We start from the raw sequence: 22,509 nt of genomic DNA on the forward strand, positions 1-22,509 counted from the left end.
TTCAGAGGAAGATAGTCATAAAGCCGACGAATGTACAGCGGCCGACTCGCCCGCTCCAGGTGCATGGATGTCCGACAATGTGTACAGGTACACCGTTTCTGCACAGTTAACATGATGATTAGCAGGCCAAGAATGTACAAGCCCACTAATCCTACTAGTGTGTAAAGTAAAAAACTCATCAATAGGTAGACAGTGTTAGATAGTTGATGGATAGGAAGTCAACAAATATACGATTTCGATTGTGCTTTAGTTTCCCTGATTATCCATTAATTTCTTCCTTTCTTACAAGCAAATTTAAAATTAACTTAACATTGATCTTGGCCATGTCTGATTAATTTATTCTGTGAGCATCGCTGAACCTGTGGACCAGCGAAAATTTTCATAGCATCCACGCTCCTGCTCGTATCTTTGCCAGATATTGATGAAGGATTACAATGGCAAAATCGCCCAAATATTACGTTGTCTGGAAAGGACGCCAGAAAGGAGTTTACGATACGTGGGAAGCCTGCCAGGAGCAGATTCAGAACTTTCCGGGTGCTCTCTACAAATCGTTTGAAAGCCGCACGGTGGCCGAAAAAGCGCTGGGCGAAAAGCCGCATATTCACTTACAGGGCAAAGGCCCCGGGGCTGCGGGGTCGGAAAAAAAATTATTCATTGGCTCGCCCGTCCGCGACAGCATTGCCGTTGATGCGGCCTGGAATACGGCCACCGGCGACATGGAATACCAGGGCGTTCACACCACGACCAAACAGCTTTTATTCTGCCAGGGGCCTTTCGCCGACGGAACCAACAACATCGGCGAATTTCTGGCCATTGTTCACGCTCTGGCCTGGCTCAAACAGCGCAACAGCGATCTGCCCATTTATTCGGATTCCCGCACCGCCATCAGCTGGGTGTCAAAAAAGAAAGCCAACACCAAGCTGGAAGAGACGCCCCGCAACGCCCAGTTGTTCCAAATGATCGACCGGGCCGAAACCTGGCTGCAAACCAATACGTATTTCAACAAAATCCTGAAATGGGAAACCGAACACTGGGGCGAAAACCCGGCAGACTTCGGACGTAAGTAAGAGTTACCAGTTGAAGAATTAAATTGTTAACTAACTCCCCAGTCATTATTCTCAACACATTGTGTTTCGTTTCAAGCAATTTACGATTCAGCAGGACCGGACAGCTATGAAAGTGTGCACGGACTCGTGCATTCTGGGGGCCTACGCCGATGTTAGCGCGGGCAACCGGCTGCTGGACGTTGGAACCGGAACGGGTTTGCTGGCGCTTATGGTCGCCCAACGCAATCCGCTGGCTCAAATTGATGCCGTGGAAGTGGATGATGCGGCTTTTGAACAAGCGACCGAGAATGTTCAGGCCAGTCCGTTTGCGGAACGGGTGCGGGTGATGCACACGCGGGTTCAATCCCTTTCGGCACAACAATACGACCGGATTATTTCCAACCCGCCTTTCTACACCAATCACCTGCGCTCACCCGACTCGGCCGTTAGCCGGGCGCTCCACAACGACGAACTGCCCTTTGACGAGCTGATTGCCAGTGTGGTGCGGTTATTAAAACCGGATGGACAGTTCTGGGTTTTGCTGCCCCCGTTTGAAATGGAAAGGTTGATGCTGCTGGCTCAGGGCGCGGGGCTGCACCCGTTCCGGCACCTGGCGATCCGGCATCACGACCGCAAACCGGTATTCCGGACCGTTACAGGCTTCTCTCTGACCCGTTCCTCGGCCCCTGAAACGGATGAACTTTCCATTTTCGAGCTTGACGGACGGGCGTACACGCAGTCATTCCATCAGTTATTGCAACCTTTTTATCTGAATTTCTAAAAACCTTACGACCTTTGCGTTACCCTTTGTGCGCCCAACGGTTTATACGCCACAAAGTCTGTCTCTAGAGGAGGCTATTTACATGACTGATAAACTTCAACTTTCCGTCGTCATTCCGCTTTACAACGAAGACGAGTCATTACCCGAATTGCACGACTGGATTGTGCGCGTGGTGACGGAACAGCGTTATACGTACGAAATTCTGTTTATTGATGACGGCAGCACCGATCGGTCCTGGGAGGTGATCACCCGGCTTTCCGAGCGCAACCCACACGTTCGGGGGGTGCGGTTTACGCGGAATTACGGCAAAACGGCGGCTTTGCAAACCGGCTTTCAGGCTGCCCGGGGGCAGGTTGTCATTACACTGGACGCCGATTTGCAGGATAATCCCGACGAAATTCCGGCACTGTACCGCATGATTACCGCTGATGGTTACGACCTGGTTTCGGGCTGGAAGCAGAAGCGTTATGACCCGCTGTCGAAAACCATCCCGACCAAGTTTTTCAATGCCGTATCGCGCTGGGTGTCGGGGGTTCAGCTGCACGATTTCAATTCGGGCATCAAAGCCTACCGCCTGCCGGTGGTTAAATCCATGAATCTGTACGGCGAGATGCACCGGAATCTGCCGATTGTGGCCAAGTGGAACGGTTTTACAAAAATTGGTGAGAAAGTCGTGAAGCACCAGGCCCGCAAATACGGCAGCACCAAATTTGGGCTCGACCGGTTTATCAACGGCTTTCTGGATTTGCTTGTGATTGCCTTCGTTCAGAAGTTCAGTCGGCGGCCGATGCATTTTTTCGGCACCTTCGGAACGCTTTCGTTTTTTATCGGATCGCTGATTACCGTCTACCTCATTGGTGAGAAGCTGTACAACATCGCCAACCAGCAACGGTACCGCAATGTGACCGATAACCCGCTGTTTTTTCTGGCTTTAGTCGCCATTATTCTGGGCGTTCAGCTATTTTTGGCCGGATTTTTGGGCGAGATGCTCGTCAGACAATCCACTCATAAAACCGGAGATTACCTGATTGCCGAAAGGGCTGGATTTTGAAACTCAACAGATTATAGCGTTTAGCAACCACCTCGAAATCTTATCGTTAAAACCATCAACCCATTTTTAACCCTTTATTCTAGACAATTATTAACCATACAATTATTAACCATTGTTAACCATACAACCGCCTAGCGATTTACCCGAATTAAGTATGAACAACCAGTTTAAAGCCCATCCCTGGCACGGAATTCCCATTGGTGAGCAAGCGCCGAAGCAAGTAACCGCTTTCATTGAAATTGTACCGACTGATACCGTTAAATACGAGGTTGACAAGGATACGGGCTACCTGAAAATTGACCGGCCCCAGAAATACTCCAACATTGTTCCGGCACTCTACGGTTTTATTCCGATGACGTACTGCGACGAGCAGGTGGCTTCATTGGCCCGCGAACGGTCTGGCCGTGAAATCGAAAAAGGCGATGGTGACCCCATCGACATCTGCGTACTGAGCGAACACGCCATTACGCACGGAAACATCATTCTGCAGGCCATCCCCATCGGTGGGTTCCGGCTGCTCGACAAAGGCGAAGCCGACGACAAGATCATTGCCATTCTGAAAGGCGACGGGATGTACCAGGCCTACGACGATTTGAGCCAGCTCCCGGAAAGCGTGGTGCAACGTTTGAAGCACTACTTCCTGACCTACAAGAACTTGCCCGGCGAGCCCATGACCTGCGAGATCGTTAACGTTTACGGCAAGGAAGAAGCCCACGATGTCATCCGGCGGTCGGTTGAAGACTACTGGCTGCTGATGCGGAATCTGGCCAAGCAGAGCAAATAAGGAGAAACCGCCGAACCAGAAGAAAGGTAGCAAAGGGTGGTCCGGATGGGTACCATTCCTCCCTTCCGCCCCTGGTTCCATTCCTCCTTAAATACTCACACTCAACACAAATTTGGGAGACGGGGAGCCGTCTCCTTTTTATTTTTGTTATGGTAGTAACGTGAATACGTATCTTTCTTGTAGATTAAGACAGGCGATGGAAGAAGTTTGAAAATTGCCTCCTGTCTCTGATCTGTTGTCTCATTTATCCGTTGACCTAAAACATGCGTCAGTTTTTTAAATACGTCCTTGCAACTATAGTCGGTTTAATGCTCTTTTCTTTCGTGGCTTTTCTGATGCTGCTGGCAGTCGGCTCCGTTTTTTCGGCCGCATCGGGTGATGAGATTGCGGTGAAGGAAAACTCCGTTCTTAAAATTAACCTCAACAGCCCCATCCGGGAGATCGGTGTCGACAATCCGTTTGGCGGTTTCGGTGCCTTCAATTCAACGGGCAACGTGATTGGTCTGCTCGATTTGAAACAGGCACTGGCCAACGCCAAACTCGATCCGAGCATCAAGGGCGTCTACCTTCAGACCGAATACCCCCAGACCGGCTGGGCTTCGCTTGAAGAGATCCGGAATGCGCTGATTGATTTCAAAAAATCGAAGAAGTTCGTGGTGGCCTACGGGGAAGTAATGACCGAAAAAGGGTATTACATCGCGTCAGTGGCCGACAACATCTACCTGAACCCCGCCGGAGCGCTGGAATGGAATGGTCTGGACGCGGAATACACGTTCTTCAAGGGAACCTTCGACAAGCTGGGCATTAAGCCGGTCATTTTCCGGGTTGGTGAATTCAAAAGCGCCGTGGAGCCTTTTATTCGCGACAACATGAGCGAAGCCAACAAAACCCAAACCACCTCCTTCCTGAATTCGCTCAACAACCATTTCCTGGCCAATGTGGCCCAGAGCCGCGGTTTGCCGGTTGCCCAACTAAAGAAACTGGCCGACGACCTATCGATCCAAACGGCCGGTGATGCCCTGCGGGCCAAGCTGGTAACGAAGGTGGCTTACTACGACGAGGTGGAAACCGACATTCGGAAATCCCTGAAAATTGACGAGAAGAAAAAAATCGACTTCATCACGCTCGGCAAATACGAAAACGCCAAGAAGTACGTCGAAGAAGGAAACATCAAAAACCGGGTGGCCGTTATTGTGGCCGATGGCGAAATTGTATCCGGCAAAGATGATGACAACATCGCGTCCGACCGCGTGGCCGAACAAATCCGGAAGGCTCGCCTGGACGACAAAGTGAAAGCGATCGTTATCCGGGTCAACTCGCCGGGGGGCAGCGCGCTGGCGTCGGATGTGATGTGGCGCGAAGTGGTCCTGGCCAATAAGGTCAAGCCCGTGGTTGCCTCCATGTCGGATTACGCGGCCTCGGGTGGGTATTATCTGGCAATGGGCGCCCGCAAGATCGTGGCAGAACCCAACACCATCACCGGCTCGATCGGTATTTTCGGCATGGTGTTCAACACCGAAGGTTTCTTTAAAGACAAGCTCGGCGTGACCTACGACCGTGTCGTAACCAACACCCACTCCGATTTCCCGTCGTTCACCCGTGAAATGAGCGATTTTGAGAAAAACGTACTGCAACAGAGCGTGAACCGGGGCTACGAAATCTTTACGAGCAAAGCCGCTCAGGGACGCAAAATTCCGATTGATAGCCTGAAGGCGCTGGCGTCGGGTCGGGTCTGGTCGGGTGTGCAGGCCAAAGCCAATGGTCTGGTGGATGAATTGGGCGGACTCGACAAAGCCGTTCAACTGGCCGCCAAAGCCGCCAACCTGAAAGAAGGTGATTACCGGATACGGTATACGCCCGAGAAGAAAAACGCCTTTGAAGAATTGATCAAATCCTTCACCGGCGACGAAGAAGAACAACTCCAGGCCAAGCTGGGCGATCTGGCTCCCTACGTTACCTACCTGAAAATGCTGAAACGCATGGAAGGCACCCAGGCCCGTCTGCCCTTCGGACTGGATATAAAATAACGAACAGCGTAAAAACCGTCAATCAAACGAGACCTGCAGGGCGTAAAAAACCTTGCTGGTCTTTTTTTGTATCTTGCAGACAGATTGCTGGCGTTTTATGAAGATTCTCCCGGTTCAGATTGATGTTTACGCGCTCATTATCCTGCTGGGTGTGGTACAGGGGTTGTTCCTGGGAATTTTCTTTCTGACGGGCAAGCGCGGCCAGAGCATAGCAAACCGCTGCCACGGCTGGCTGACGCTGGCGTTGGCGGCCCTCAGCGGTGAAATCTTCCTGAACTACACCAACTACACCTTCCAGGCGCTATGGACGGTGGACTTCTCCGAACCGCTCAACTTCGTTATCGGTCCGCTGTTTTATTTTTACACGTTCAGCCGGATCTGGAAACGTCTGCCGCGCCGGTGGGGCTGGCACCTACTACCGTTCGCGATCTGGCTCGTCAACTCCGTGACCTGGTTTTACCAACCGCTCGAGTACAAATACAACTCCTACCTTCACTCGCAGCATCCGGAAATGCCGTACATCGATGCGGACGAATACCTGGAGGAAGATTTTACCGAGTTACGGCGGTACATCAACGAAATGACCCTGGTCAGTTGCCTCATCTACGCGGCCATCTCCCTGCTGACCATTCGGAAGGCGACCCAACGGAAGCCCGACCTTCGGTCGTCCGACCAGTTACAGTCGCTACGGTTTCTGAGCTGGATGTTTGCGCTGGTTCCGCTGCTAATCGTGATCGTAAAACCGCAGTTTCAGCGGGATGTGGGCGATTACCTGCTGGCTACCTACATCGCGACAACTATTTACGCAACGAGTTTTCTGGTTATGCGGGGTTCTGTTTTTTTTCGGGAAGACCTTCTTCCCGAAGCTCCGGCGCCGGAACCCGAGCTTCCGGCCGATTCCCGAAAAAAGTACGAGCGTTCGTCGTTGTCCGAAGAAGTTGAAGAAAGCCTGCTGAACCGATTGAACCGGCTTTTTGAAGCAGAAAAACCGTACCTTGAAAGTGACCTCTCGCTGCCCAAACTGGCCCAGCGGCTTAACACCTCGCCCCACCACCTGTCGCAATTGCTGAACGACCGGCTGGAACAGAACTTCTTTGATCTGCTGGCGACCTACCGCGTACGGGAAGCGCAGCAACTTCTGTGTGACCCGGCCACCGTCAACCTGAAAATTGACGAAATTGCCGAGCGCGTCGGCTACAATTCCACTTCGGCGTTTCACACGGCTTTCAAGCGCCTGACGGGCCAGACTCCAGCGCAATTCCGGGCCACGGCGACTTCGTCCCGTTCGGCGTGAACTTCGTGATGATCGGGAAATGGCTTTTTTAGCGCAACGGACGGCCATCTTTATTCCGTTCACAACGAAAACGCCATGCAACCCATCAGCGCCCCCATCGCCCCTTCTTCACAAAAAACTTCGGCAAACCGTCGCTACGACCTCGACTGGCTGCGCGTGTTTGCCATCCTTATTCTGCTTTTTTACCATACCGGCATGATCTACGTGAGCTGGGGTTTCCACATCCAGAGTTCGGCAACCAGCCCGTTGTTTGAGGATGTCATGCGCTGGCTGCACCGCTGGCGAATGCCGCTGCTTTTCTTTATCTCGGGTGCCGGAACGTACTACGCCCTCCGCCGACGCACCACGGGCGAATACGCGGGCGAACGGTTCAAACGGCTTTTCATCCCGTTGTTGTTTGGGATGTTTGTTATTGTGCCGCCCCAGATTTACTACGAGTGGCTGTTCCGCGGACGGTTTTCCGGGAGCTACGCCGACTTTTACCCCTACGTGTTTGGCTTCGAACCGTATCAGGATGGTGGCAAGGGGGGCGCGTTTAGTTGGCATCATCTGTGGTTTGTGCTGTACCTTTTTCTCTACTCGCTGCTGAGCATCCCCGTTTTCCGCTACCTGAAATCGCCCGGGGGCCAGCGCCTGACCGACCGGCTTGAAAGGCTCGTTGCGAAACCGGGCGGGGCCATGACTTTCGTTGGCCTGATCATTCTCAGCCAGTTCCTGCTAAGGCCGTTCTTTCCGGACGACACCCACGCGCTGGTAAACGACTGGGCTTATTTCGTCTTCAACCTGCTCCTGTTCTGGTTCGGCTACGTGCTGGTCAGTCGGCCCCAATTTGCCCAGCTTTTATCGAATCAACGGCGCATTTTTCTGTTCGGAACGCTGCTCTGCACCATTTACCTGTATGCGTCCCGGGCTTACCTGAGTCGGCATCCGGAACTGGAAGATCAGGTCCGGTGGGAAATTTTGTACCACCTCAACGTCAACTGCCTGACCTGGTTTTCGGTCCTGACTTCGGTGGCGTACGGGTATCGGTATCTGAATGTCAACCGCCCCATCCTCTCCCACCTGACCGAGGCCGCCTACCCGTTTTACATTCTGCACCAGACCGTTATTATCGTCCTCGGTTACTACGTCCTGCAATCCGGGCAGTTCGGCATTTACGACGGTTTCGGGCTGATCAGCCTTTCAACGCTGACCCTTTGCGTCCTGATTTACTGGTTCCTGATTCGTCCGTTCAAACTAACCCGGCTTCTGTTCGGCCTGAAATAATCCTAACTTATGATCAAACAGCCCCTTTTCGCCCTGGCATCCCTTCTTTGTTTCCTAGCCACGCCCGGATCGTCGCAATCCGTTTCCAGTCAGGAATGGCCCGCTTACGGCAACGATGCTGGCGGTATGCGGTATTCGCCCCTGAAACAAATCAACCCCGAAAACGTCAAGCAGCTCCGCGTCGCCTGGACCTTCCGTACGGGCGAACTGGAACACTATAAAGGAACTAATACCGACGAAAAAGCAGCTTTTGAAGCTACGCCGGTCATGGTAGATGGAATGCTCATTTTTACGACTCCCTCCACCCGGGTGTTTGCCCTGGACGCGGCCACCGGGACGAAAAAGTGGGAGTACGACCCCGACGTGTATCTCCGGCAGGACTTATCCGAAGTCACCTCGCGGGGTGTTTCCATCTGGCCCGCAGCGACCGACAAAGCCAACGCCCGTGCCCCCAAACGGGTCATTGTTCCCACGCTCGACGGTCGGCTGATCGCGCTGGATGCGGCCACGGGCAAACCGATTTCGTCGTTTGGCAAGAACGGTTCCGTCGATCTGCGGCAGGGCGTCGGCAACATCAGCGTGACTTCCCCGCCCGCCATTATCGGTAACACGATTGTCGTCGGTTCATCAATGGGCGACAACCAGCGGTTCAACTACGAACGGGGTGTTGTCCGGGCCTACGACGCCCTGACCGGCCAGATTCGCTGGAGTTGGGACCCGATTCCGCGTTCCAGAAAAGACCCGGGATTCAAAACCTGGCAGGGCGACAATGCCACGCAAACCGGAGCAGCCAACGCCTGGTCAGTGATTTCGGCAGATGCGGACCGGGATCTGGTGTTTGTACCGACCACCTCCCCCAGTCCGGATTATTACGGCGGTGAGCGGCTGGGCCAGAATCTGTACGCCAGTTCCATCGTTGCCATTCGGGCATCTACGGGCAAAGTCGTCTGGCATTTTCAGACCGTACACCACGATTTGTGGGATTACGACAATGCCGCCCAACCGCTGCTGTTTACCTTTAATAAAGATGGGAAAGACACGCCTGCCGTGGCCGTTGGCACCAAAATGGGCCATATCTTCATTCTCCACCGCGAAACCGGCGTTCCGTTGCTGCCGGTCGAGGAGCGGCCCGTTCCGGCGTCGACGGTTCCGGGCGAAGAAGCCTACCTGACCCAACCCGTTCCGGCCACGCTTCCGGCCCTGGGCCTGCATAAGCTGGAAGCCTGGGGCGCTACACCGGCCGAAAAAGCCGCGGCCCAGAAACGGATTTCGGCGCTGGAATATAACGGTATTTTCACTCCGCCTTCCCTGAAGGGTTCGATCATCACGCCGGGCAACGTGGGCGGCATCAACTGGAGCGGCATGTGCTACGACCCCGAATCCGGTTTGCTGATTACCAACGTCAACCGCCTTGCCGCCGTCATTCGGCTTCTCCCCCGCGAGGGACTGGCGGTGGCTATCAAGGACGATCAGGAGTTGCTGCGCTCCGAAACCGGTTTTCAGGCCGGAACCCCCTATGTACTGAAACGCAGCTATCTGTTTACAAAAAGTGAAGAGGGCCTGTCGATGCAAACCGCTCCGCCCTGGGGGACGCTGGCGGCCATTAATTTGAAAAAAGGTACATTGGAATGGGAAGTCCCGCTGGGCTTTATGTACAGTCCGGCTCATCATCCCGAAGCGAAAAAATGGGGTTCCATCAACTTCGGCGGGGCCATCACCACGGCGGGAGGGCTCGTGTTCATTGCCGCTTCGCTGGACGGCCATTTCCGGGCCTTCAAAACGAGCGATGGCAGTTTGCAGTGGGAAGTGCCGCTACCCGCCGGAGGGCAGGCCACCCCCATGACGTATCAGCTCAACGGGAAACAGTACGTCGTCATTGCCGCCGGAGGACACGGAAAAATCGGAACAAAATTGGGTGATTACCTGATCGCGTATGCGCTGCCCTGATCCCGTTTTAGCCCAATCGTCGGCTTCACGTTACTTTTTTAAAATCTTTTTCATCCTCACGCAACCGTTTGGCCCTCTGGTTCGTATATGTGTCACAGAAGCCTTTGACTCGACCTACCTATGATAACGAAGCGCCAGGGGAACCGCTGATGTTACCGGTTCGCGTCATGAGGTCTGCTTGATTACGCCCGGTCCTTCCGATCCTTTCGGAGTGGCCGGGTGTTTTCTTTTTTTGTATTTTCGTGGAAATAGCCCTGAATTCCTGAACACGCTTCCGTTATGAGCCGCCCTTTACATCCCTCCTTTCTTTGCCCCGTGCTGTCCATTTTATTTTTTCTGATGTTCGGCAATACGGTTTCGACCCGGGCGCAGGGACAACTGGAAGACTATAAACGGTCGGCGGCTTTACGCGAAAAGATACAGGGCAAGGTTTACAACGCGCCCGCCAACGTCTACTGGACGCCCGGCCAAAAGCTCTGGTACCTGATCCGTACCGCCCGGGGCCGCGAGTTTGTGGTGGTCGATCCCCGAAAGAAAACCCGTCAACCGGCGTTCGATCAGGAGCAGCTGGCGAAAAAATTGACCGAAGCCACCGGCAAGAAAGTCGATCCCTTCAACCTCCCCTTCACCTCAATTACATTCGGGAAAGACGATGAAGAGGTGGAGTTTGTGGCTGAAGGTACCACCTGGCAATACGCCACCGGCTCGTTTGCGTTCCGGAAGAAAGGACCGTTCCGGGCCGAACCCACCGACCGACGGTATTGGGGCAGCAGCCGCGATGAACTCGACGAAAAGCCGGTTTTCTCGCCCGACAGCACGCAGACGGCTTTCATCAAAAACTACAACGTCTACGTCCGTTCCGAAAAAACGAAGCAGGAAACGCAACTGAGCTTCGACGGCTCAGAGGGCGACTACTATTCCGGCAACATTCAGTGGTCGCCCGACTCTAAAAAACTGGCGACCAACAAAATTCGCCCGAATAAAAAACACCTGATCCACTTCGTGCGCTCCTCACCCGACGATCAGCTTCAGCCCAAACTGGAAAGCCGGGAATACCTGAAGCCGGGCGACGCCCTGCCCATTCGACGGCCCCAGTTGTTTTGGGTTGAATCAAAAAAGCAGATTTCCGTAGACGATGCGCTGTTTAACGAGCAATTCAGCTTATCGCGGCTGGAATGGCGCAAAGACAGCCGGGCTTTTACCTTTGAATACAACCAGCGCGGCCACCAGGTGTACCGGGTTCTGGAGGTCAGCGCGACGACCGGGGCGGTAAAATCGTTGGTTGAAGAACGCAGCAATACCTTCATCGATTACAGCGGCAAGCGCTCCCGGCACGACGCCAACGACGGCCAGGAAATCATCTGGGCGTCGGAGCGCGACGGCTGGAACCACCTGTACCTGGTTGATGGTGCCACCGGGAAAGTGAAAAAGCAGATTACCAAAGGCGAGTGGGTGGTGCGAAATCTGGTGCATGTCGACGACAAAACCCGCACCATTCTATTTGCCGCCAGCGGTCGCAACGCCGATCAGGACCCGTATTTCGTTCACTACTACAAGGTTAACTTCGACGGCTCGGGCCTAACGGCTTTGACGACGGAGAATGCCAACCACACGGCCACGTTTTCACCCGACTACCAGTTTTTTGTTGATACCTATTCCCGCGTGGACCTGCCGCCGGTAACGGTGTTGCGGAACTCGGCCGACGGCAGCGTGGTGCTGGAACTCGAAAAAGCCGACATCAGCGAGTGGCAGAAAGCGGGCTGGAAAGCGCCGGAAGTGTTTACAGCCAAAGGGCGCGACGGCAAAACCGACATCTGGGGCGTTATCATCCGTCCGACCAACTTCGATCCGGCCAGGAAGTATCCGGTGATTGAGAATATCTACGCCGGGCCGCACGGTTCGTTTGTACCGAAGACGTTCATGACCAACAACCTGTCCATGCACGAACTGGCCGAACTGGGTTTCATTGTTGTGCAGATCGACGGGATGGGCACCTCCAACCGTTCCAAAGCCTTTCAGGATGTGTGCTGGAAAAACCTGAAAGACGCCGGTTTTCCCGACCGGATTCTGTGGATGAAAGCGGCCGCCCAGAAATACAGCCAACTGGATTTGAGCAAAGTCGGCATTTACGGCACGTCGGCGGGTGGGCAAAGTTCGACGGGGGCGCTCCTGTTTCATCCCGACTTTTACAAAGCCGCCGTTTCGTCCTGCGGCTGTCACGACAACCGCATGGATAAAATGTGGTGGAACGAGCAGTGGATGGGCTACCCCATTGGCCCGCACTACGCCGAGTGTTCCAACGTGACGAACGCCCACAAACTACAGGGCAACCTGCTCCTGCTGGTCGGTGAAGTAGACGACAACGTGGATCCCGCTTCGACCTACCAGCTCGCCAACGCCTTGATTAAGGCCAACAAAGATTTCGAACTAGTGACCTTGCCGGGCATGAGCCACACCACGGGAGGTGAATTCGGCGAACGCAAACGGCGGGATTTCTTCGTCAAAAACCTGCTGGGCGTCGATCCGCCCAACTGGAATGAAATGAGCAAAGACGTGGCGGGTTCAGAAGCGGGAAAATAATCAGAGAATCTTGACCGGATTTTTGTGTTCGTCGATGGCCACGAAGGTAAACGACCCATGAACGGCCCGTTCGCGGTGTTCGCTGTACATTTCTTCAACGAAAATCTCAACGTCAATTTTAATGCTCGTGTTGCCGATATGGGCCACATTGCCGATTAGTTCGACGATGGTTCCGGCGGGAATGGCTTTGTTGAAATTGATTTTGTCCGACGAAACCGTTACGACCCGTTTGCGCGTAAACCGGGTGGCGGTAATGAACGCAATTTCGTCCATCATCTGCATGGCCGTACCGCCAAAAAGCGTATCGTAATGATTGGTTGTATTCGGGAAAACGGCTTTGAAAACGCGGGTTTCAGCCTGCTTAATTCGTTCTTCGAGTGAATCCATAGGGTTAAAAATAGGCCCGTTTCAGTGCGCATTCCGAAATTTCTCCATCTTTTTTTGATGGGCCATCCGGTTGTATTCGGTCCGCACTTCCCGCAGGCAGTTGGCACACAGGCAATTGGCAAACTGCGAACGCACGTAGTTTCGCTGTTCTTCGGTTAGCTGAACCGCCACACACTGGCACAGGTTGATGCTGCCGACCTTGCATTCGAAGGCCGTGCCGCAACGCGGACAGCCAACGGTTTCGTGCTTCCTGACTGGTGTCTCCATGTGCTTATAACCAATTCCGGCCAGCCGTGGCCGGCCGGAATGAGTAATTTATACGTTTTCGGTTACCAGATGACGGGCGGTTTGGGCCGCCTGCACCATGTTTTTGAGCGCCTGTTCCGTTTCCGGCCACCGACGGGTTTTCAGCCCGCAGTCGGGGTTGACCCACAGGTTGCGTACCGGCAGCACGTCAGCGGCTTTATTCAACAACGCCACCATTTCTTCTTTCGTCGGCACGCGCGGGCTGTGAATGTCGTAAACACCGGGGCCAATTTCGTTTGGATAATTGAATTGCACAAAAGCGTCCAGCAACTCCATCTGCGAGCGCGACGTTTCAATCGTGATCACGTCGGCATCCATGTCGGCAATCTGCTGAATGATGTCGTTGAACTCCGAGTAGCACATGTGCGTGTGAATCTGCGTTTCGTCCTGCACCCCCGACGCCGACACCCGGAACGCCTTCACGGCCCAATCCAGGTAAGCCGCCCAATTTTCGCGACGCAGCGGCAAGCCTTCCCGAATGGCCGGTTCGTCAATCTGAATCACCCGGATGCCGGCCCGTTCCAGATCAACCACCTCGTCCCGGATGGCGAAGGCAATCTGCATACACGTGTCCCGGCGCGGCTGATCGTCGCGCACAAACGACCATTGCAGAATCGTCACCGGCCCGGTCAGCATTCCTTTAACGGGTTTGTCCGTCAGCGATTGCGCGTACTCGGCCCAGCGAACCGTCATGGCCTCGGGCCGGTAGACATCGCCGTAAATGATCGGCGGTTTAACGCAGCGCGAACCGTAGCTCTGCACCCAGCCATTCTGGCTAAAGGCAAAACCGTCGAGCAATTCGCCGAAGTATTCAACCATGTCGTTGCGTTCAAATTCACCGTGTACGAGCACGTCCAGCCCGATTTCTTCCTGCCAGCGGATGGCTTTCTCCGTTTCGGTCCGGATGAAATCTTCGTATTGTTCCAGCGTCTTCTCCCCTTTTTTGAATTTGGCCCGGTTTACCCGAACGTCTTCCGTTTGCGGAAACGAACCAATGGTTGTGGTCGGGAAAAGCGGTAAATGGAGCCGCTGGTGTTGCAGGGCCTGCCGTTGCCCGAAAGCGCCCTGACGGTGCGTATCGGCATCGGTGAGCTGATTGACCCGCTGCTGAACGGCCGGGCGATTGATACGTGTGGATTGTCGGCGGGCGGTTAGCACGGCTTCGTTTGCGCGGAGCCACGTTTGTGCCTGTTCACTGTTGGGGTCGGTGGAAATCGTCGCCAGTTTGACCACTTCGGCCAGTTTTTGTTTGGCAAACGCCAGCCATTGTTTGATTTCGGGCGTTAGACCGCTGGCGTCGGTTTCCGAATCCAGGTCGCAGGGCGTGTGCAGCAGCGAACACGAAGGAGCCACCAGCACGCGGTCGCGGCCCAGCGCATCGATGGCTTTCCGGATCAAATCCAGCGAACGGCTTAAGTCGTTAATCCAGATGTTCCGCCCGTCGACCACGCCCAGCGACAGGGCCGTGCTGCCATTGACAAAATCGGTGTTCAAAATATCATCCAATTGGCTCGGGCAGCGTACCAGATCCAGGTGCAGGGCATCGACCGGCAATTGCGTTGCCAGGGTCAGGTTTTCGCCGAAACACTCGAAATACGACGCCACCAGCAGTTTCAGCTTTGGAAACCGTTCGCGCAAAAACCGGTATGCCGTGGCGTAGGCCAGCTTCTCGCGTTCATCCGAATTCAGCACCAGGCTGGGTTCGTCCAACTGAATCCATTCGGCCCCCTGCTCCTGCAGGCGGTTCAGAATCTGTTCGTACACCGGCAGCAGGCGGTCCAGCAGATCCAGCCGGTGGAAACCGTCTTCTTTTTCCTTGCCCAGCAGCAGATACGTCACCGGCCCGAGCAGTACCGGCTTCGGTACCGCGCCCAGCACGGTTTTGGCTTCTTCAAATTGAGCGAAAAGCTTTTCGGACCGGAGCGAGAACGTTTGGTTCTGGGTGAATTCGGGAACGATGTAGTGGTAGTTGGTATCGAACCACTTGGTCATTTCCATCGCAATCAGGTCCAGACCGTCTTTCTGGTAGCCCCGGGCCATGGCAAAATACAGGTCCAGCTCGTTGGCGGATGGCTTTTCGGCGAGGGGTTGAAACCGTTCCGGAATGGCGTTGACCGTCAGCGACCAGTCGAGTGTCTGGTCGTAAAACGAGAAGTCGTTGCACGGAATCAGCGCGATTCCGGCCTGTTGCTGCGTCAGCCAGTTGTCGCGCCGAATGCGCTGCCCGGCTTCGAGCAGTTGATCATGGGAAATTTTTCCGGCCCAGTACTGTTCACTGGCCTTTTTGAGTTCGCGGTGGCTACCGATTCGTGGATAGCCGAGGTTGTGTGCGACCATTTTTGGAATGTTGGTTAAATAATGGTACCGAGCTCTTTGCCGAACTCCCTGTACCCGCACGCTGCGAAACACCCAAAAATAATGACACACCTACCCGGCCCGCTCAAGACAGGAAGGATAAGAAGCGTCAATGGTTGATGGAAGCCCAGAAGCGTGTGGGCGTAATCAAGTAGGCTAAGGCAAGTCTCCTGGCTTGTGACGGTAATTTGCCGTCCTTCTCATTCCGCGGGCGGAACAATGGACATCGAGGGCAAACCCTTTTCTAAATGGTCACTGACAGTAGCAACGTCTGCTCGTGATTCTCACACGATTCCTTTTTCATTCCCCAACCCTCTTGGGGAAACCGTAGCCTGTTTGACGGAAAACAAAGAACAACACCGCAAACTAACGGCAAACCGTCGGGAAAAACAAACGGCCCTTCCGGAACCTGTTTTCAACCTTACCGTCGATTCATTATTTTTACGCTTCACTAATCCGGTCAATTTATGCGGCTTATCCTGCTTTTTGGTGCGTTTCTAACGGTGTTAAACAGTTGCAACAGCGGCTCTCAACGGGCCGACACATCGACCAGCGAGGCCCCATCTGATTCTTCCGCGTTGCGGGATACGGTTTGCTACCAGCAGGTCACGGGCCGCGATACCACCACGCTCCGGCTCGTCATCAACGGCTCCAACGTAACGGGCGAACTGGCCATTTTGCCTTACGAAAAAGACCGGGCGCGCGGCCCCATCAGCGGTACGCTGGCAGACAACCAAATCCGGGCCGACTGGCAACGTTCGGGCGAAGGCGTCACGCAACCGTACGAGCTTACCTTCACGCTGGCGGGTGATGCCGTTACCTGGCGGGAAGGCGAACGGGTGGAGCAGCAGGGGCGCTGGGTGTTGAAAAGCCCGGAAAGCGGTTTTGAATACAAGGTATTGAAGTCGGAATGCCGGTAAAGGGTTTGTTTTACGGAGAGAAGCGGAGAACCAGAGAGTTTAGCGGAGGCTCCGCTTCCCTCTTCGACCCTTCGCCTGACTGCGCCAAACAACCCCTCTCCTCCGTGCAGGATCATTTCCAAAATTTGGTAGCTACCGTGGGTTTAGCGAACTTTGCCCTAAAATCAAACTACACCTACCTGGATGAACTTTTTTGAGGATACGGTTTCGATCGTCAAAGTAGCCGTGTCATTGCTACTTGCCGTTTTTAGTTGGCTGCTGATTCGCTTTCCCGCTCCCTTTCAACGCTTGCTGAATCCCCGGCCGGGCTTAACACTCTGGGGTTTTTTCATTGTTTTTCGAATTCTTCCCTTTATCCTAGTTTATCTCGTTCTGGATTTTGCCCCCCGCAGCGATACGGAGTTTTTCTATAAAAAAGCATTTTCGGCCTACCAGGGAAAAATGGTTTACCGGGATTTCCTCTCCTACCACGCGCCCTTGTTTGGTTACCTGATCAGCCTGCCGCTTTTTTTGTGGAATAATGCTAAGATTCTGATCCCGTTCATGGCCATCTTCGAGTTTGTCATCGTCTGGGCCACCTGGCAGTATTACCGCGCGGTTCGGCCGGATGCCCTGCTGATCGCGGCCCTGTATTTTGTGCTGCCGATGACGTTCGTCGCCATGGTCCTGAGCAGCGAAGAAGACATCTGGTTCTGGGGAGTCGGGCTTATTACGCTCCACTACGCCAGCCGCCGGCAAAGCAGCCTCTGGATTGGCGTGATCTGGGGGCTGTCGATGATTCTGATCAAAAGCATGGTAATCGTGCTGCTGATTCCAATGTTTTTCCTGGTCGACAACAAGTTTAAATACGTCCTGGGACTGGCCCTCGTCGGCATTCCATCCATTGTCATTCTGTATCTGCTGATGGGCGACGCCTTCCTGATGCCGCTGCAACACTCGGGCTACCACATGACGCCCAACCTCGTCAGCATCACGCGCCCGGTCCTCAGCGGTTTGTATAATCAGATCAGCCTGACCAACCTTAACACCATCAGTCTGTTTATCACCATGGCGCTGTCGTCGTGGGTTGCCATCCGGTACAAACACCTGGGCTACCAACGGCTCTTTCCGACGCTGTTTGTGCTCACGTTCGGTATTTTCATGCTGGTACAACCCAGCGCCCCCGGCTTTTACCTCTACCTGCACATGATCGTTGTGCTCTTCGAGGTGATGCGAAGCGAGGACCGCGCTTTCGGCTTTCAGCTCATCCTGCTCAACTTTCTGCTGGTCATTCAACCAATTATCTGGGTAATTTACATCGGCATGAAAAACTACGACGACTGGCAAACCGTTTTCTCTTCGTCCGTCACGGCCGCCGATTATTTCATTCAGGTTGTTGAAGTTGCCCTGCTGATGGTGCTGGTCTGGAAGACGTATCTTCACTTGAAAATGCTCGATCGCACCGCAAGCCCGGCCTATTCGATTCCGTCGCAGCGTGCGGGCAGTTCTTCGGTATCATAATCGCGATTGTCCATTTTCGCTGTCTCTAGCATGTTTGTAGTTCTTTCGAAGGCAGTTGTTTCGGTTTTGCTGGGGGCTTTGGCGCTGCTGATGGCGTTTCGACGCCCGGTTGTCGAGTCGTTTCTAAACCAAAGCCAGCGACCCTGGCTGCTGATTTTCTGGCTGGCGCTGCGGCTGATTCCGTTCGTGGGCATCTACCTGATTCTCAGTTTCACGCCCCAGTCCGACGTTGCCAATTACTACTATCCCATCGGGCTTTCGGCCAAGGCGCTGGAAGTACCCTACCGGGATGTCGTCAATCCGTATTCGCCCTTTTACGGCTTCTGGATGGCCATTCCGTTGCTGTTCTGGAACAACACAAAGGCCCTGGTTCTGTTTCTGACGCTGCTGGAATTGCTGACCGTTTGGCTCACCTACCAGACGTATGAGGGGCTGTTAAGCCGGGGTGAACGGCTTTTCCGGACTTTGTTTTACCTGCTGCTGCCGGTGCCGTTCTGCATGTCGGTGCTGAGCGGGCAGGAAGACGTGATGCTCTGGATCTTCGCCCTGCTGGCGATTGTCGTTTTGAAGCGGTACAACAACGATTACCTCTGCGGGCTGGTTCTGGCCTTCGGCATCTTGTCGACGAAGGCCGTCTTTATCCTGATTCTGCTGCCGTTCTTCCTGCTGAGCCGCCGGCCAGTTCCGTTCCTGGCGGGGCTGGCCACGCTGGGGCTACCGGTTCTTGTTTTTCTTTACCTCAAAACCGGCGTTCTGTTCATCGAACAACCGCTGCAGGAAGGGGCCTATCTGAAAGCTCCCAACTGGGCCTCGGTGCTGCACCCCTGGATTTCCGGGTTTACCAATTTTGAATTGTCGGTCTGGAACTACGCCGGGCTGCTCATCAGTTTGCTGGTGGGTATCCAGACGCTCCGGCTGCGCGGTCAGCACGATTACCGAACGTATTTCCCGCTGTTTTACATCGCTACGTTCAGCATCATGACAGTGGTTCAGAAAAACGCCATCGCCAATTACGCCTACCTGTTTATGCTGCCGCTGGTCTTCCAGATGCTTGATTTTCGGAACCGCACCGGGCTGGTTTTGCTCATCGTGTTTAATATCCTGGCGGCCGTTCAGCCGTCTTTCTGGTGGCGAATCGGGCAGCCGTATTACCAATCGGTGGGCGAAATCCTGAGTCGGCCGGATTATACGCTGGATTACGGCATGGAGCTTTTTATCGTTGGTTATTTTCTGTACCTGGTTGTAAAAGCGCAAAAATTACTCAAACTGCCCTATATTTGATTTTCATACCGTGAATTACGCTATAGACTGATATGACTGACGTACGCAATGACTGGACCCGCGAGGAAATCGCAGCCATTTATAACTCACCCGTTCTGGATCTCATCTATCGCGCAGCTACCGTTCACCGCCAGCACCACGATCCGCAGGAAGTACAGGTTTGTACGCTGTTGTCCGTGAAAACCGGCGGCTGCCCCGAAGACTGCGCCTACTGCCCGCAGGCTGCTCGCTACCATACCAACGTGAAAGTCCATAAACTGATGGAAGTGGACGAGGTTCTGTCGGCCGCCCACCGGGCGAAGGAATCCGGCAGCACGCGGTTTTGTATGGGTGCCGCCTGGCGCGAAGTGCGCGATAACCGCGATTTCGACAAGGTCCTGGATATGGTTAAAGGGGTTAATCAGATGGGCCTGGAAGTTTGCTGTACTCTCGGTATGCTGACCGAGAGCCAGGCCGAAAAGCTGAAAAATGCCGGTTTGTACGCCTACAACCACAACCTCGACACGAGCGAAGAATACTACGGAGACATCATCTCAACCCGCACCTACGACGACCGGCTGGACACGCTCGGTCACGTTCGGCAGGCGGGTATTTCGGTCTGCTCCGGCGGGATCATCGGTATGGGTGAATCGCATCAGGACCGTATCGGTATGCTGTATACGCTGTCTAACTTACCCGAACATCCGGAATCCGTACCCGTCAACGCGCTGGTGCCGGTAGACGGAACGCCCCTGGAAGACCAGCCCCGGGTGTCGGTTTGGGAAATGGTGCGCATGATTGCAACGGCCCGGATTATCATGCCCAAGGCGATGGTCCGCTTATCGGCGGGACGCGTCCGGATGAGCATCGAAGAACAGGCGCTTTGCTTCCTGGCCGGTGCCAACTCCATTTTTGCGGGTGACAAACTACTGACGACGCCGAATCCGGAAGAAGATCAGGACCGCCAGCTGTTCCAGACTCTGAACATCCGACCCCGGAAAGCGTTCAAGGATGCCGAACAACCGTCCGTCGTTTTCGAGCAAATACCGTTGTAAGCAACGAAATCTCCCTAAAGCAGAAGCGGCACGATTGAGAATCGTGCCGCTTCTGCTTTTTAAGGCCATCAAACCGTAACTTTTTCCTTCGAAATTGTGCTAATCAGCGCGTCTTCGATCCGGTCAATGGATTTTTCAAACGTCCATTTTTCCTGAACCACCCGCCGGGCATTCCGCGAAAGCCGGTCAGCCAGCGCCTGATCCGTTAAGACTCGCTCAACGGCTTTTGCCATCTCCTCGGGTTTGCGGTTGACCAACAGACCGTTGTAATTGTCAATGATGGTTTCGCGCACCCCGCCCTCGGCTACGGCCACAACCGGCAGTCCGCAGGCGTTGGCTTCCAGCGGAGCCAGCCCAAAGGGTTCCAGCGTTGAAGTGTACAGCAGACAAGAAGCCGTATTGAGCAGCCGGACCAACTCTTCGTGCGGTATTTTTTCGCGCGGTTCGAAGTTCACGCCCAGCTGCTGGCTCAGGGTTTTCAACTTACTCACGTAAGCCTTGTCCCCCATATCGCCCACCCATACGAGTTTGGGCCGGATGCCCTCCGGAATCAAAGCCAGCGACTCGATGGCCAGATCCGGCCGTTTGTGCTGAAAAAAGGCTCCCAGGCCCATCACAAACGGCTCCCGGGGCAGGTTCAGAAACGGGAATAAACCCGAATCGATTCCCAGGTAGCAGACTTCCCCCGCTCCGCCATAAGCCCGAAGCAGATTTTCGTTACTGAAATACGAATTAACCAGCACTTTGTCGTAGTTCCGGTAGTTTTCGATCTCTTCACGCACCCGCACCCGCGCCTGACGAATTTTAAAAATATCGTCCCAGTACTGACTCCGGTAATCGGCTTTCTTCCAGTTGCCATTGGCCGCCGGTAGCCCTTCCCAAATCAACTCGGGTGACGACTCGAACAGCGTCCGGTTGGGTTCGCCGAGGTAAAGGGCCTTGGGAATGTTGATAAACCGCCCGATGTAGGGCATGGAGAAGATGATGCAGGAATTGGCAAACAAGACATCGAAGCCGCCCGCATTAATCTGGTCGGCGCACTGCCGACAAAACTCGAGCATTCGCCGGATGCGGGTTTCGGGCTCAAACTTGACCGCCCAGACTTTATCCCGGTATTCATCACGAATTCGAATATCCATCGAAAATGGCAATACGTGCGTTTTGGTCACGTATTGATCCACATCCAAAAACTGAGTATCGGCAATGGACGAGGTCCACACCTCAATGGTATGTCCCCGTTGTGCCAGCCCCTTGATGTGCTGGTGTAAAGCCCGACTTCCTCCCCCGCTTCGCAGGTTATGCCAAACTGCAATTTTCATTGATTACCGCTTAATCCAGGTAAAACGGTTGCCAATATAGTATTTTTTTCTGATAACTCTCTACCGGTTACCCAATTCGAGCACTTCCATATTCGTAACCCGCCCCGCGTCAAGGGTAAAGCGGACGCCCGTACGAACCCGGTGGAAACCATGTTTACCGCACGCTCCTGGATTGATAAACAACAGATTATTCATTTTCGGGTCTCTGGTAACCCTTAAGATATGCGAGTGGCCGCAGACAAAAATATGAGGAGGATTTTGTAACAAACTGGGCCGAACAATAGGATTATACCGGGGTGGCGCTCCACCGATGTGTGTCATCCAGACGGATAGCCCTTCGATTTCAAACCGCTGGTGTTCGGGACATTCCTGCGCAATCTGTGCGTTGTCGATGTTACCATAAACGGCCCGAAGCGGTCTGAACGCCCGTAACTGGTCAATAATTTCCAGCGAGCCGATGTCTCCGGCATGCCAGATTTCGTCGCACTGGGCAAAATGCGTGAAAAGGTGCGGATCTAAAAAGCCGTGGGTGTCCGAAAGCAGGCCGATGCGGGTCAATGGTATTACGCAGAGTTTAACCGAAAGTACCAAAGGTAATCAGCGTCCTCCTGATAACCACGGATGTTTCCGG

17 protein-coding genes, 1 pseudogene and 1 riboswitch are annotated in these 22,509 nt (G+C 54.1%); of the genes and pseudogenes, 13 read left to right on the forward strand and 5 right to left on the reverse strand.

Annotated features, from left to right (window positions below):
* Nucleotides 1-434: 434 nt before the first annotated feature.
* From OQ371_RS02250 to OQ371_RS02290, 9 genes and pseudogenes are all read left to right on the forward strand, one after another.
* Nucleotides 435-1,067, forward strand: a complete 633-nt coding sequence (locus OQ371_RS02250; protein WP_265992105.1) for a ribonuclease H1 domain-containing protein — start codon at nucleotides 435-437, stop codon at nucleotides 1,065-1,067.
* A 52-nt stretch (nucleotides 1,068-1,119) separates the two neighbouring features.
* Nucleotides 1,120-1,827 (forward strand): annotated as a pseudogene (locus OQ371_RS02255) (tRNA1(Val) (adenine(37)-N6)-methyltransferase); the annotation flags it as partial.
* Nucleotides 1,828-1,909: 82 nt separating this feature from the next.
* On the forward strand, nucleotides 1,910-2,878 hold the full coding sequence (locus OQ371_RS02260) for a glycosyltransferase family 2 protein (protein ID WP_265992106.1): 969 nt from the start codon (nucleotides 1,910-1,912) through the stop codon (nucleotides 2,876-2,878).
* A gap of 154 nt (nucleotides 2,879-3,032) precedes the next feature.
* On the forward strand, nucleotides 3,033-3,662 hold the full coding sequence (locus OQ371_RS02265; protein ID WP_265992108.1) for an inorganic pyrophosphatase: 630 nt from the start codon (nucleotides 3,033-3,035) through the stop codon (nucleotides 3,660-3,662).
* Between the two features lie 263 nt (nucleotides 3,663-3,925).
* The gene (gene sppA, locus OQ371_RS02270) at nucleotides 3,926-5,689 is read left to right on the forward strand and encodes a signal peptide peptidase SppA (protein ID WP_265992109.1); all 1,764 of its coding nucleotides are present in this window, start codon (nucleotides 3,926-3,928) and stop codon (nucleotides 5,687-5,689) included.
* Between the two features lie 97 nt (nucleotides 5,690-5,786).
* The gene (locus tag OQ371_RS02275) at nucleotides 5,787-6,983 is read left to right on the forward strand and encodes a helix-turn-helix domain-containing protein (RefSeq protein ID WP_265992110.1); all 1,197 of its coding nucleotides are present in this window, start codon (nucleotides 5,787-5,789) and stop codon (nucleotides 6,981-6,983) included.
* A 75-nt stretch (nucleotides 6,984-7,058) separates the two neighbouring features.
* Nucleotides 7,059-8,249: an acyltransferase family protein gene (locus OQ371_RS02280; protein WP_265992112.1), complete on the forward strand. Its 1,191-nt coding sequence runs from the start codon at nucleotides 7,059-7,061 to the stop codon at nucleotides 8,247-8,249.
* A gap of 9 nt (nucleotides 8,250-8,258) precedes the next feature.
* Nucleotides 8,259-10,196, forward strand: a complete 1,938-nt coding sequence (locus OQ371_RS02285) for a pyrroloquinoline quinone-dependent dehydrogenase (RefSeq protein ID WP_265992113.1) — start codon at nucleotides 8,259-8,261, stop codon at nucleotides 10,194-10,196.
* 279 nt (nucleotides 10,197-10,475) lie between these two features.
* Nucleotides 10,476-12,776 (forward strand): S9 family peptidase, encoded by a 2,301-nt coding sequence (locus OQ371_RS02290; protein ID WP_374761433.1) that lies wholly within the window; start codon nucleotides 10,476-10,478, stop codon nucleotides 12,774-12,776.
* On the opposite strand, the gene OQ371_RS02295 is transcribed toward OQ371_RS02290, so the two are convergent.
* From OQ371_RS02295 to metE, 3 genes are read right to left on the reverse strand one after another with little or no spacing between them, the layout of a single operon-like run.
* Nucleotides 12,777-13,163 carry an acyl-CoA thioesterase gene (locus OQ371_RS02295; protein ID WP_111629461.1) on the reverse strand — a complete coding sequence of 129 codons (387 nt, stop codon included), beginning with the start codon at nucleotides 13,161-13,163 and terminating at the stop codon, nucleotides 12,777-12,779.
* Nucleotides 13,164-13,184: 21 nt separating this feature from the next.
* Nucleotides 13,185-13,430: a cysteine-rich CWC family protein gene (locus tag OQ371_RS02300; RefSeq protein ID WP_265992114.1), complete on the reverse strand. Its 246-nt coding sequence runs from the start codon at nucleotides 13,428-13,430 to the stop codon at nucleotides 13,185-13,187.
* 48 nt (nucleotides 13,431-13,478) lie between these two features.
* Complete coding sequence (gene metE, locus OQ371_RS02305) at nucleotides 13,479-15,806, reverse strand: 5-methyltetrahydropteroyltriglutamate--homocysteine S-methyltransferase (RefSeq protein WP_265992115.1); 2,328 nt, start codon at nucleotides 15,804-15,806, stop codon at nucleotides 13,479-13,481.
* Nucleotides 15,807-15,967: 161 nt separating this feature from the next.
* A riboswitch (cobalamin riboswitch) is annotated at nucleotides 15,968-16,169 on the reverse strand.
* A 122-nt stretch (nucleotides 16,170-16,291) separates the two neighbouring features.
* Here metE and OQ371_RS02310 point away from each other — a divergent pair.
* From OQ371_RS02310 to bioB, 4 genes are all read left to right on the forward strand, one after another.
* The gene (locus OQ371_RS02310) at nucleotides 16,292-16,744 is read left to right on the forward strand and encodes a hypothetical protein (protein WP_265992116.1); all 453 of its coding nucleotides are present in this window, start codon (nucleotides 16,292-16,294) and stop codon (nucleotides 16,742-16,744) included.
* 183 nt (nucleotides 16,745-16,927) lie between these two features.
* Entirely contained in the window at nucleotides 16,928-18,244 is a 1,317-nt protein-coding gene (locus OQ371_RS02315) for a hypothetical protein (protein ID WP_265992117.1), read from the forward strand.
* Nucleotides 18,245-18,274: 30 nt separating this feature from the next.
* Entirely contained in the window at nucleotides 18,275-19,525 is a 1,251-nt protein-coding gene (locus OQ371_RS02320; RefSeq protein ID WP_265992118.1) for a hypothetical protein, read from the forward strand.
* A 32-nt stretch (nucleotides 19,526-19,557) separates the two neighbouring features.
* Nucleotides 19,558-20,559 carry a biotin synthase BioB gene (bioB, locus tag OQ371_RS02325; RefSeq protein ID WP_265992120.1) on the forward strand — a complete coding sequence of 334 codons (1,002 nt, stop codon included), beginning with the start codon at nucleotides 19,558-19,560 and terminating at the stop codon, nucleotides 20,557-20,559.
* Between the two features lie 68 nt (nucleotides 20,560-20,627).
* Here the strand turns inward: bioB and OQ371_RS02330 are convergent, their stop codons facing one another.
* The gene (locus OQ371_RS02330) at nucleotides 20,628-21,878 is read right to left on the reverse strand and encodes a glycosyltransferase family 4 protein (protein WP_265992121.1); all 1,251 of its coding nucleotides are present in this window, start codon (nucleotides 21,876-21,878) and stop codon (nucleotides 20,628-20,630) included.
* 60 nt (nucleotides 21,879-21,938) lie between these two features.
* Nucleotides 21,939-22,436, reverse strand: a complete 498-nt coding sequence (locus OQ371_RS02335; RefSeq protein WP_265992122.1) for a metallophosphoesterase family protein — start codon at nucleotides 22,434-22,436, stop codon at nucleotides 21,939-21,941.
* Nucleotides 22,437-22,509: the final 73 nt, after the last annotated feature.

Origin of the sequence: Larkinella insperata, assembly GCF_026248825.1 — a bacterium.
GTDB lineage: Bacteria > Bacteroidota > Bacteroidia > Cytophagales > Spirosomataceae > Larkinella > Larkinella insperata.